This window comes from Arthrobacter sp. NamB2 (assembly GCF_005281365.1).
Classification (GTDB): Bacteria; Actinomycetota; Actinomycetes; order Actinomycetales; family Micrococcaceae; genus Arthrobacter_D.
Map to the genome: position 1 here is coordinate 51,765 of NZ_SZWI01000005.1, position 13,484 is coordinate 65,248.

The 13,484-nt window shown below is 69.4% G+C and carries 3 protein-coding genes; all 3 read left to right on the forward strand.

Going from position 1 to position 13,484, the window contains the following annotated elements:
* The first annotated feature begins 76 nt into the window (after positions 1–76).
* The 3 genes from FDK12_RS10180 to FDK12_RS10190 all read left to right on the forward strand — a co-directional run bounded on the left by FDK12_RS10180 (position 77) and on the right by FDK12_RS10190 (position 13,461).
* On the forward strand, positions 77–6,169 hold the full coding sequence (locus tag FDK12_RS10180) for an Ig-like domain-containing protein (protein WP_137369476.1): 6,093 nt from the start codon (positions 77–79) through the stop codon (positions 6,167–6,169).
* Between the two features lie 114 nt (positions 6,170–6,283).
* Positions 6,284–12,406 carry an Ig-like domain-containing protein gene (locus tag FDK12_RS10185; RefSeq protein ID WP_137369477.1) on the forward strand — a complete coding sequence of 2,041 codons (6,123 nt, stop codon included), beginning with the start codon at positions 6,284–6,286 and terminating at the stop codon, positions 12,404–12,406.
* Between the two features lie 83 nt (positions 12,407–12,489).
* Positions 12,490–13,461, forward strand: coding sequence for an AAA family ATPase (locus tag FDK12_RS10190; protein ID WP_137369478.1), 972 nt, complete (start codon positions 12,490–12,492; stop codon positions 13,459–13,461).
* Positions 13,462–13,484 lie beyond the last annotated feature (23 nt).

The window sequence follows — 13,484 nt, forward strand, 5'->3', positions numbered from 1 at the left end:
GGAAGCCGGCTCGTGCAGGGCGAGCAGTACTGACCAAAATGGGGCAACAAGGGTGACGTTCGTGGGTCTTGATCGCATGCAGTCCAGGCACAGGCGTGCCGCTTCGGCGGCAGTCGCGACGGCTGCCACCGCTGCCGTGGTCGCGGGTGCGCTGCTCTATCCGGGCTTCGCCACCGCGGACGTGGACCTGAACGACGGCGGCGTGTGGGTGACCAACGAGAACCTCGGCATGGTGGGGCACCTCAACTACCAGTCGCGACTGCTCGACGGCGGGTATGCGGCCAACAGCGACGCCTTCGACATCCAGCAGGAAGCCTCGACGGTGTTCAACGTGAACTCCGACCAATCGAAGGTCAGCCCCGTCGACATCGCGAACGTGGTCCGCGGAACCGAGGTCCAGCTGCCCGGCGCCGCCGTGCTCAGCATGGGCGGCACGACGGCGACGGTCACCGATCAGTCCTCCGGCTCGATCTGGATCACCACGACGGCGGCACTCGCCGCGTTCAGCGACCAGGAGGAGGAACCGGTCCCGAGCGGGCCCGGCTCGGTCGCGGCGGTGTCCGCCACCGGACGCGTGCTGATCGCCGATCCGGACGCCGCCGGCATCAGCACCTACAGCGTGCGGCAGGACGGCACGTGGGACGAGCCGGAGGTCCGCGAAGCGCCCGAGCTCGCTGCCACCGGGGACCTGCAGATCGCAGCCGTGGGGGAGGAGCCCGTCGTCTTCGACGCCGGCTCCGGCCTCGTGATCCTGCCGGACGGCTCCACCGTCTCCTTCGAGGACACCGAGCGCGCGAAGCTCCAGCAGAGCGGGCCGGCATCCGACGTCGTCGCGATCGCCACCGAGACGTCGCTGATCCAGCAGCCGCTCGACGGCGGCGAGGCGACTGTCACCGATATCGGCAACGGCCTGCCGGCAGCTCCCGTGGTGCAGGGCTCGTGCCTCCATGCCGCGTGGTCCGGCGCGGGCACCTATCTTCGGGACTGCCCGGCCGACAGCGATGACCAGCGCGAGGACATCCCGAACATCGGGGCGCAGTCGAAGCTCGTCTTCCGGGTCAACCGCGACGTCGTCGTCCTGAACGACGTCGCGGCCGGCGACGTGTGGCTCGTGCAGCAGAACCTCGAGCTCGTGGACAACTGGGGCGACATCATCCCGCCGAAGGACGAGTCGGACCAGGAGGATGAGGAATCGGCGAGCGAGAACCCGGTCAACACGCTGCCTGATCGCTCCGGCGAGAATCGCCCGCCCGTGGCCGCCGATGACAGCTTCGGTGCCCGCGCGGGACGCACCACCATCCTGAATGTCCTCGACAACGACACCGACCCGGACGGGGACCTCCTCACCGCGACGATCGCCGGGGACCAGCCGCCGTCGGGCACGGTACAGAGCATCTACGACGGTGCCGGCATGCAGATCGTGGTGCCCGACGATGCCCCCGTCGGCCGCAGCACCTTCCGCTACGAGATCGAGGACGGGCGCGGCGGGAAAGCCGGTGCCTCGGTGACGCTCGACGTGCGCGGGGCCGACACCAACGAGGCGCCCCGCCCCAAGCGCCCGACGACCATCCTCGTCGAGCAGGGCCGCAGCGTCAGCCAGAACATCCTCGCCACGTGGGAGGACCCGGACGGTGACGACCTGTTCCTCGTCAGCGCCGACCCGACGCCGGACGGCGACCAGGTGCGCACGCGCTCGGACGGACTGCTGACCTTCCGTGACGTCGGGAAGAGCCAGGGCGTGAAGGAGGTGCGGATCGTCGTCTCGGACGGGCTCGAGCAGGTCGAGGGAACGATCGTGTTCGACGTCCGCGCCAACGGGATCCTGCCGCCGGTCGCCAACTTCGACCACTTCACCGCCATCGTGGGCCAGGAGGTGCAGTTGTCGCCGCTGAAGAACGACCTCGACCCGGCAGGCGGGCAGCTCAGCCTGGCGAAGGCCGAGGCGACGGGCGGCGACGCCACGATCACGCCCGACTACGACACCGGGACGATCGCATTCACGCCGACCACGTCCGGGACCGTGTACCTCGAATACCTCGTCACCAACGGCCCGCAGACCGCGAGCGGACTCATCCGCGTCGACGCCAAGACCAGCGGCATCGAGGGCGCGCCGGTCGCCGTCCGCGACGTGGCCCTGCTTCCACGGAACGGCGACGTGCTGGTGGACGTCCTCGCCAATGACACCGACCCCACGGGCGGGGTGATGGTGGTGCAGTCCGTGACGACGCCGGAAGGCTCACCGCTCGACGTCGCGCTGCTGGACCACAACATCCTGCGCATCCACGACGTGCGCGCCCTCAACCAGCAGACCACGCTGCAGTACACCGTCTCCAACGGCAGGGCGTCCGCGACGGGCGAGGTCAGCGTCCTCTCCGTCGCCGGGCCGGAGACCCTCCTGCCACCCCAGGCGACGCCGGACACGGCGACCGTCCGCGTGGGCGACGTCGTCAACATCCCCGTGCTGGACAACGACACGCATCCGAACGCGGACGCCCTCACCCTCGACCCCGTGCTCGCGCAGGGGGTCGACCCGGCGGACGGACGCATGTTCGCCTCCGAGAACGTGCTGCGCTTCGTCGCGGGTGGAACCGCGAAGACCGTCTATGCGATCTACAACGTGAGGGACACGGCCGGGCAGGTCGACTCCGCCGAGGTGCGCATCACCATCAAGGCCCGTGACGACGCGAAGAACACGCAGCCCGTGCCGAAGAACCTCGAGGGACGCGTGATCGCCGGCTCGACCGTGCGGATCCCGGTGCCACTGGACGGGATCGACGCTGACGGCGACTCCGTCTTCCTGACCGGGATCGACAGTGCGCCCCAGCAGGGGGCCGCCATCCCTGGCACGAACTACATCGACTTCACGGCTTCCGCGAGCGGCGCGGGCACCGATTCCTTCACGTACCGGGTGCGTGACCGATTCGGACTCGAGAACACGGGCACGGTGCAGGTCGGTATAGCCCCTGCCGCAGCGGGGAACCAGAAGCCCGTGGCCGTGAACGACGGCGCGATCCTCCGGCCGGGCCGGGCCATCGCCGTCGAGGCCCTCCGCAACGACTCGGATCCCGATGGCGACCTGATCCAGCTGGACCCCGACGGATTGTCGGCGACACCCGCGGGGATGGCGCCCGAGGCCAGGGACGGGCGGGTGCTGTTCACGGCGCCGCAGCAGCAGGGCACCTTCACCGTCCGCTACGCGGTCACCGACGGCCGCGGCGGCACGGCCGACGGGACCATCGGCGTGACCGTGGACCAGAACGCCGAGTTGCTCCTGCCGATCGCCCGCGACGACCGCGTGGAGCCCGCAGAGACACGCGGCCGGACCGCCGTCGACGTCCCGGTGCTGGACAACGACGAGGACCCCGACGGCGTGCGCGAGGACCTCGAGGTGACGGTCGACGCCGGGTACACCGGGGTGACCGTCGGCGACGACAACGTGGTGAAGGTGAACCTGACCCAGGAGGACCAGCTCATCCCGTACCAGGTCGAGGACATCGACGGTGGGGTGGCTCGCGCCGTGATCTGGGTGCCGAGCCTGAGCGAGCAGTACCCCACCCTCGTCTCCGATGCCCCGATCGACGTCACCGCGGGGGAGGATCTCGGGCTCGACCTCGAGGAACTCGTCGAGGTGCGTGAGGGCCGGACCCCTCGCATAACGGTGGCGGACAAGGTCCGGGCGATCGGCGTCGACAATGCGGCCGAGCTCATCCGGGATCAGTCGAACCTCGTCTACGGAGCCGACGCCGACTACGCCGGCCTCGGCTCGATCACGTTCGAGGTGACCGACGGTACCGGACCCGACGATCCCGAAGGACTGACGAGCACACTCACCATCCTGGTGAACGTCATCCCGAACGCGGAGCGCAACTTCCCGCCCACCCTGACCTCGGCGTCGCTCGAACCCGCCATCGGGGAGCCGGCAACGTCGCTCGACCTCGCGCAGCTCGCCGCCGATCCCAATCCCGAGGACGCCGACTCCCTCGCCTTCGCCCTCGAGGGCGAGGCGCCGGACGGATTCCAGGCACGCCTCGACGGCTCTGTCCTGCAGGTCAGCGCCACGGACTCCGCCCGCATCGGGACGGTGGGCCGGCTCGGTATCTCCGTGTCCGACGGCGAGGAGAAGGCCGTCAACACGGTCGCTCTGACCGTGCTCGCCTCGAGCCGACCACTCGCGGTGGCCACCACGGACGTGGTGCCCAAGGCCATCCAGGGCGAGCCCGTCACCGTGCCCGTGCTCGAGAACGACGCCAATCCGTTCGAGGACGCACCCCTGACGATCGTGGACGTCATCGCGGACGGGAACGGCAGTGCATCCCAGCAGGGCGACTCCGTCGTGGTCACGCCGGCAGACAGCTTCGTCGGCAGCATGATGGTGCAGTACACCGTGGGGGACAAGACGGGGGAGCCGAACCGGTACGTGACGGGGCGGATCGAGCTGACGGTCGAGGGCAAGCCGGGCGTACCGGGCACGCCGACCGTGGAGTCGACGCGCAGCCGGACCGTCGTGATGTCCTGGGATCCGCCGAGCAGCAACGGCTCCCCGATCACCGGCTACACCGTGACCGGCACCAACGGTTTCAGCCAGGAGTGCCCCACGACGACCTGCACCATCACGGGGCTCACCAACAACGTGGAGTACGTCTTCCAGGTCACGGCCACCAACGCCAACGGCACGTCGGATCCGTCCCCGGCGAGCGCTCCCGCGCGTCCCGATACGAAGCCCGACCAGCCCGCACCGCCCACGCTCGTCTTCGGCGACAGGGCCCTGACGGTGGACTTCACGCCCCCGAACAACGAAGGCTCACCCATCGAGGGGTACGAGCTGCAGATCTCGCCCGCTCCACCGAGCGGCGCGACCCAGCGGGCGGCTGCAGGCAGTCCGCTGGTGTGGGAGGGCCTCGAGAACGGTACGGCCTACAAGGTGCGGGTGCAGGCGCGGAACGCAGCCCCGGATCCCTCCGACTGGAGCGACTACTCCGCCGCCGAGACACCGGCCGGCCTCCCCGGCGTGCCACAGGCACCGACGACGACGCGCGCCCAGTCGGTGGGAGCGCAGAGCCAGCTCGCGGTGGACTGGAACGACGCCGATCCGAACGGCGCACCCGTGACCAAGTACCAGGTGCAGGAGTTCCGGGGCGGAGCACTCGTACGGACCCTGCCGGAGACTCCGGCCTCCCAGCAGACCATCACGGTCGACAATGCCGAGGCGGACTACTCCTACTCCGTGCGCTCCTACAACAAGGCCGGTTGGTCCGAGTACGGTGCGCAGTCCGCGCCCCGGCGAGCCGTCGGCAACCCGGCGCCGCCTGCCGCGCCGCAACTCGTCGAGGCCGATACCGGAGGAGCCGGGCGCGCCGTCACCATCACGTACTCGCCACTCTCGCCCGCACAGCGCAACGGCGCGCGCGAGAACGAGGTGGCCTACCAGGCCAGCTTCAACGGTGGCGCCTGGCAGCCTGTCAGCCAGAACCAGAAGGTGGGCGGCTTCGTGAACGGCGAGAACGTCACGGCGAGGATCCGTGCCATCGTCAGCAGCGACGGTGCAAGCTACACGAGTGATCCCGGAGCGCCATCAGCCGCGGTGCGGCCCTACGGATCCCCGGGTGCCGCAACTGCCGCCGGCAGGGATGGTGCGAAGGAGCAGAAGAACCTGGAGCTGAGCTGGGGTGCGCCGAACACGTCGGCGCACGACGTCAAGCAGATCCAGATCAGCATCGACGGGGGCGGTTGGGAGAACGTCGGCAACTCCGGCAGCCGGCGAATCGATACCGGCGGCTACAACGAGCGCCATACCATCAGGGTGCGGTCCCTGAACTCGAGGGACCAGCCGGGCCCTGTGGCAGAAGCTTCTGCGCAGAGCGGGGATGCGCCGCCGCCGAAACCGACGCAATGGACCATTGCGGCCGGAGGCCCTGAACTCGATACCCGGAGCTGCATGGACCCGCGCAACGGGACCAACTTCAACGAGGCGACGAGGGACTGCGCGGGCGAGCACTGGATGTACAGCGGGACGTCGCTGCAATCCAACTGCTACATCAACCGATCGAGCGGGCCCTGGTACCGGCAGCTGTCCGGACCGAACCGGGACGCGAACAACGACGGATTGTTCCTCAAGGGGCTCCACACCGATTATCGGAACAGTCCTCCTGCCGGTATGCCGCTCTGCTGACGCGATGGGCGGAACTCCATGGGGAGTCCTGCCCATCGAGGTGCGTGGTAGGCGCCGCTACACTGATGCAGGCACGCGTCCGATGCGTGCACCAGGTCTCCGGGGGAATTCGGCGTGAAGCTTCTCAATCTCGACGTGCGCGGACGCAGGTCCGTCCGCTCCGTTTCCTTGGCGGTCGTGGGTGCGCTCGCCGTCACGGGTGCCGTCGTCTATCCCGGCGTGCGCACCGCCGACGTCGACCTGAACGACGGCGGCGTCTGGGTCACGAATCTCGCCCAGGGCAAGATCGGGCACCTCAACTACCAGTCCCGTACCCTCGACGGCGGCCTTCTGGCACCAAGCAACTCCTTCGACGTGCTGCAGCGTGAGGGCGCGGTGTTCGCGAGCAATCTCGACCAGGCCGGCGTAGCACCGGTCAGCAACACCACCGTGACGCTCGGCGAGGAAGCCGCGCTGCCCTCCTCGGGCGAGCTGTCCTTCGGCACGGCCCACCTGATGCTCGTCAACAGCACCGACGGAACCGTGCGGACCGCTCCGGCCGCCGATCCTGGGTTGTTCGCCGAGGCGGACTCCGAGCCACTCGTCGAGGGACGACCGAACCTCGCAGCGGCGATCGGCCCGGACGACACGATCGTGGTGGCGGACCCCGCGGAAGCCACCGTCACCACCTACGAGCCCTCCGGTGACGGCACTTTCACCGCAGCGGAGACCCGGGATGTCGAGGCGCTCCGCGGCGCGGAGGAACTGCAGGTAGCGCTCGTCGGCGACGAGGTCGTCGTCTTCGACCCGGCGGCAGGCGCGGTGATCCTCCCCGATGGGAAGACCGTCCCGATCGACCGGTCCGAGGACGCGCAGCTCCAGGAGAGCGGAACGGGGAGCGACGTCGTCGCGCTGGCGACCGCGGACAGCCTCGTGACCGTGCCGCTCGACGGATCCGACCCGGAGACCACGGACGTCGCTGTGGGATCGCCCGTCTCCCCGGTCCAGCTGAACGGCTGCATCCACGCCGCCTGGAACGGGTCGGGCCTGTACGCCAGGAACTGTGTCGACGACGCCGCCGACACCACGGTGGAGATCCCGTCGGTCGCCGCGACATCACAGCTCGTCTTCCGCACCAACCGGGACATCGTCGTGCTCAACGACGTCCTCGCCGGTGACACCTGGCTGGTGCAGGACAGCATGCAGCTCGTGCAGAACTGGGACGACATCATTCCGCCGCCGGACGAGTCCGACGAGGAGGAGGACGAGTCGGCGGACGAGAATCCCCTCACGACACTGCCCGACCGTACCCAGGAGAACAAGCCACCTGTGGCGGAGGACGACGAGCTCGGTGCGCGCGTGGGCTCGACGACTATCCTGCCGCTGCTCGACAACGACGCCGACCCCGACGGCGACCTCCTCACGGTGGTGGCCCGCGGTGACCTCGGCGACGCCGGGACGCTGCAGCAGGTGTACGACGCCACCGGGCTGCAGGTTGTCGTCAGCCCTGACGCGCTGCCAGGCCGGCAGGCATTCGACTACGAGGTGGACGACGGCCGCGGTGGCACCGACACCGCGCAGGTCACCCTGAACATCAAGAGCCAGGACGGCAACGAAGCGCCGACCCAGAAACGCAAGACGCGGCTGACGGTCGAGCAGGGGCAGAGCATCGAGCAGAGCATCCTCTCCGACTGGTCGGATGCAGACGGCGACGATCTCTACCTTGCCGGCGCATCATCGGCCGGCGGCACGGACGGAGTGCAGTTCCGCGAGGACGGTCTCCTCACGTTCCGCGACAGCGGTACCGGGCTCGGTGAGAAGCAGATCGACGTCACGATCTCGGATGGACGCTCGACCAGCGACGGCGTGGTCATCGTCGATGTCCGGCCCGCAGGCAATGTTCCTCCGGTGGCGACGCCCGACCACGTGACGGTCGCCGTGGGCGAGGAGATCCTCGTGGCACCGCTCGACAACGACCTCGACCCGTCAGGACGCGGACTACGGCTGACGCGTGTGAGCGGGGGCGACGGCAGCACCATCACTCCCAACTACGAGGTGGGCACCTTCACGTTCTCGTCGGAGACGGCCGGGCCCGTGTACCTCGACTACGTCGTCGCGAACGGACCGGCCAGCGCTCCGGGACTGATCAGGGTCGACGTCGTCCCGGATGCGGGCGATGCCGGGCTGCCCGTCGCGGTCAAGGACACCTCGCTGCTGCCCGCGGGGGGCCAGGCGATCGTCGACGTCCTGGCCAACGACGCCGATCCCGGCGGGGGAGTCCTCGTCGTGCAGTCGGTGGACCTCCCCGACGGTGCGCCCTTCACGGTCGCGATCCTCGACCACAACATCCTGCGCATCAGCGACACCCAGGGCCTGCGCGAGCGCACGACCTTCACCTACTCGGTGTCCAACGGTGCCGCCACCGCCACGGGCGAAGTGTCCGTGGTCCCCGTTCCTGCGCCGGAGAAGCTCCAGCCTCCGCGTGCCGTGGAGGACGAGGTGACCGTGCGCACCGGGGACGTGACGACGATCGACGTCCTCGCCAACGACTCGCATCCGGACGGCGAGGAGTTGACCCTGAATCCGGTGCTCGTCGAGACCATCGGTGACGGCCAGGGCCTCCTCGCAGGGTCGGGGAACAGCCTGCGCTACCAAGCGGGTGGAACGGCGGGCACCTACAGGGCGGTCTACGCCGTGCGCGGTCCGGACGGCCAGGAGGACTCCGCACAGGTCACGCTGCGGGTCACGGCAGTCACCGAGGACAACGCACGCCCACTGCCCAAGACGGTCAAGGCACGCGCCATCGCAGGCAACACGGCCCGCATTCCCATTCCTCTCATCGGCATCGACCCCGATGGCGACTCCGTGGCACTGATCGGCATCGACACGGCGCCGACGAAGGGCACCGCGAAGGTCGGCTCGACCTTCATCGAGTACACGGCCGCCGCGGGCACCTCCGGCCAGGACTCCTTCAGCTACATCATGGAGGACCGACTGGGCGCCCGGTCCGTCGGCACGGTGCTGGTCGGCGTCGCGCTTCCGACGGCGGTCAACCAGAACCCCGTCCCGCTCGACGACGCCGTCGATGTCCGGCCGGGGCGGCTCATCACCGTCGATGTCCTGGCCAACGACTCGGATCCGGACGGTGACGCGCTCGCCCTTCCCACCGATGGAGTGGAAGCAGCCCCCGAACTCGGTGCCGCCGTCGTCGACCGGAAGATCACGTTCACCGCGCCCGGAACCCCGGGGAATACCGCCGTGCGGTACCGGGTGGAGGATCCGCGCGGAGGAGCGGCCATCGGCACCATCAGGGTCCAGACCCGGCCGGACGCGCCGAGCCTCGCCCCGGTCGCCTTCGACGACCGCGTCGGCTTCGCGGAGACCCTCGGGCGCGACGCCGTCGACATCCCCGTGCTGCGCAACGACACCGACGAGGACGGCTCGCCGGGCGAACTCGCCATCAGCTTCCCCCTCGGTACGGAGACGGCAAGCACCTCGGACGTGCCGCATGAGGACGGCACTGTGGTCCGCATGGTCACGGTGAGGCTGCTGCCCGACGCGCAGATCCTCCCGTACACAGTGACGGACCAGGACGGCCTGGCTGCCACGGCCTTCATCCACGTGCCCGGGTTGGCCAACCAGCCTCCCGTCCTCGCGAACGCGGAGCCGCTCGAGGTGGTGAGCGGACAGGAGCTCGTCCTGGACCTCGACGAACTCGTGGCGGTCCGGGAGGGCAGGTCGCCGTCGATCACCGATGACGCGAAGGTCACCGCGGTGGCCTCGGACAACGCACCGCTCGTGCGGGACGCGAAGACCCTGGCCTTCACCTCGGCCGAAGACTACTCCGGTGCCGCGTCCGTGAGCTTCGAGGTCACCGACGGCTCGTCGCTGGAGGATCCGGACGGACTGTCCTCGGTCCTGACGCTCAGCATCCGGGTGCTCACCGACCCCGACCGGAACCACGTCCCGGCCGTCCGGTCCACCCAGTTGCGGGTGGCGCAGGAGGAGGCCTCCGAGCTCGACCTGGCCAGGCTGGTCACCGAGAAGGACGAGCAGGACCTCGACTCGCTGGGCTATGCCCTGGTGGGGGAAGCCCTCTCGGGCCTCACCGCGACGCTGGACGGATCCACCCTCGCCGTCTCCGCCGGCTCTGCGCCCAAGGGTGGCCCCTACCCGGTGTCGTTCACGGTGACGGACGGACGCTCCGATCCGGTACAGGCCACCGTGGAGGTGATCGTCACGGCGTCGGACCGGCCCCTCGCGGTCGCGAACGACGACGTCCTGGCCGACGCCGAACAGGGCCGCACCGAGCGCGTCCCCGTCCTCGCCAACGACTCGAACCCTTTCCCCGACACTCCGTTGCGCCTGATCCGGGCGGATACGGAGACGGGCTCCGGCAGCGCGACCATCGAGGGCGACGCCGTCGTCGTGACACCGGCCGAGGACTTCGTGGGCACCCTCGTGGTGCGCTACCGGGTGGGGGACCGGACGGAGGATGCCGAGCGAGACGTCGAGGGCCGGGTACGGCTGACGGTACGGGGTGCACCCGATGCGCCGTCCCTGCCGGTCGTCAACGAGGTCCGCAGTCGCACGGTCGTGCTCTCCTGGGACCCGCCCGCGAGTAACGGCGCCGCCATCACCGGCTACACCGTCATCGGAACGGGTGGCTTCTCGCAGGAGTGCCCGACCACCACCTGCACCCTGACGGGCCTGACCAACAACGTCGAGTACTCCTTCACAGTGACGGCCCGGAACGAGGTCGGTGAGTCGTCGCCGTCCGCCGCCTCGGCGCCGGCGCGTCCCGACGAGAAGCCGGATGCTCCTGCCGCGCCCGCCCTCGTGTTCGGCGACCGCTCCCTGCAGGTGCGCTGGGCCGTACCGGCGACCGAGGGTTCGCCCGTGGAACGCTACGACCTCGAGATCTCACCCGCGCCGCCGGCCGGCAGTTTCCAGAAGACCGGGCTCACGGGCACGACGACCGAATGGACCGGCCTGGAGAACGGCGTCCCGTACCAGATACGGGTCCGGGCATTCAACCAGGCCCCCGACCCCTCGGACTGGGGCGCCTACTCCGCCGCTGAAGTTCCCGCGGGCCTGCCCGGAGCGGTTCCACAGCCCGCTACGCAGGTCTCGAGCCAGGGCGGGGCATCGAACTCCATCCTGTCCGTCTCGTGGCCGAGGCCCACCGCGGAGGAGAAGAACGGCGCCGAGATCGACGCGTACACCCTGACCACCCTCCGCGGCGGACAGGTGGTGGGTACGCAGGAGCTCTCCGGCTCACAGCTCTCCGCCTCCGTCACCGTGGAGAACTCCGAGAGCCCCTACACCTTCACGGTCTCCGCGCGGAACAAGGCAGGGGCCGGTGCGGCCAGTGTTCCCTCGGAGCCGCGGCAGGCGGTCGGAGCGCCCGGAGCAGTGCCCGGCGTCAGTGCAACGCCCGGTGACCGGCAGCTGACGGTGGCTCACGGCGCAGCTCCTGCGAACGGGGCGACCTCGGACCAGACTCGCTACGAGTACCAGCTCAACGGCGGCGCCTTCTCGGCCCTGCCCGCGGACAGGACACTTCGCGGACTCGCCAATGGAAGCCCCTACCGTGTGGGCATCCGAGCGGTGAACTCGGCGTCCGGCAGCAGCTTCCCCGGACCTGTCTCGCAGTCCAACGAGGTAGTCCCGTTCGGCAAACCCAACACCCCGGGCATCACGAGCAGCCCGGCGGAGCAGCAGGTCAACTTCAGCATCGGCGCCACGGCCACGAACGGGCGCCCCATCTCGTCCGTCGCCTGGAGCACGAGCACCGGGCAATCCGGTACGGTCCCCGCGAGCGGAGGCTCCGCCACCGGAGGCTCGGGCTACGACCAGGACGTCACCATCTCCGTGACCGTGACGGACTCCGAAGGGCAGACCTCGACGACCTCGCACACCGGCAGGACCGGGCCGACGCCACCGCCGCCGACACGGAGGGCCGTGCTGAACGATACGTACATCTCCGGCGGGTGCGAATACAATGCACGATCGGGACCGACGGCAGATTCCGAGGCGAGTTGTCGCGCCGCATCCGGTACCTGGCACCGGAACGGCTTCGAGTTCCAGGCGCAGTGTATCCAGCAGGGCGGTTCCTACCCCGTCTACGAGCAGCAGAGCGGCGGGGGCGTGACCCAGACGGGCTCCAACACCGAATGGGTCGGCAACACGCACGGCGGCTGGTTCAAGATCACCGCCATCTCGTTCCCGGACGGGCGGCCGGAGGGGACCTGCTGACCGGCAGGACGACGACACAGATCCCGATATCCCACTTCAGCAATCCAGCACTTCCGCAGCACTCAGACCAAAGGACGCATCGCATGGCAATGACAGCAGAGCAGGCAACCTGGTTCGCCGGTACCTTCGACAAGCTCGTGGGCAACGTGGGTCAGGCAGTCCTCGGCAAGACGCAGGTGGTACGCCTCGTGCTGACCGCCATGCTGGCCGAAGGACATGTGCTCCTCGAAGACGCCCCCGGCACGGGCAAGACGATGCTCGCCCGGTCCCTCGCCGCCACCGTGCAGGGCACCCACTCGCGGATCCAGTTCACGCCCGACCTGCTGCCCTCGGATGTCACCGGCGTCACGATCTACGACCAGAAGACCCAGGCCTTCGAGTACCACAAGGGCCCCATCTTCGCGAACATCGTGCTCGCCGACGAGATCAACCGTGCCTCGCCCAAGACGCAGTCCGCGCTCCTCGAGGTGATGGAGGAATCCCGCGTCACGGTGGACGGCGTGAGCTACACCAACGAGCGGCCCTTCATGGTCATCGCGACGCAGAACCCGATCGAGCAGGCCGGAACCTACCGCCTGCCGGAGGCGCAGCTCGACCGCTTCCTGATCAAGACCGAGATCGGGTACCCGGACCACGCCTCGACGGTGCAGCTGCTCAGCGGCGCCTCCACGCGGGACCGCTCGCTCGCCCTGAATCCGATCATCACCACCGCCGCTGTCGTCGACATGGCGAACCTGGCGGCCGAGACGCACGTGGACCCTGCCGTCCTCGAATATATCTCCCGCCTCACCGAGGAGACACGGACTGCGCCGGAGACCCGCCTCGGGGTGAGCGTGCGCGGAGCCCTGGCCATGGTGCGCACGGCGAAGGTCTGGGCTGCCAGCCAGGGCCGGCACTACGTCCTGCCCGACGACGTCAAGGAGCTCGCGCCCGTCGTCTGGACCCACCGCTTCGTCATGGACCCGGAAGCCGAATTCGCCGGTGCCACTCCCGAAGCCGTCCTCCGCCGGGTCCTCGCCGACGTGTCCGCGCCGCAGCAGCGCGCGACCGCCTAGCAGTTTCGGCAGCCCAGCCAAGT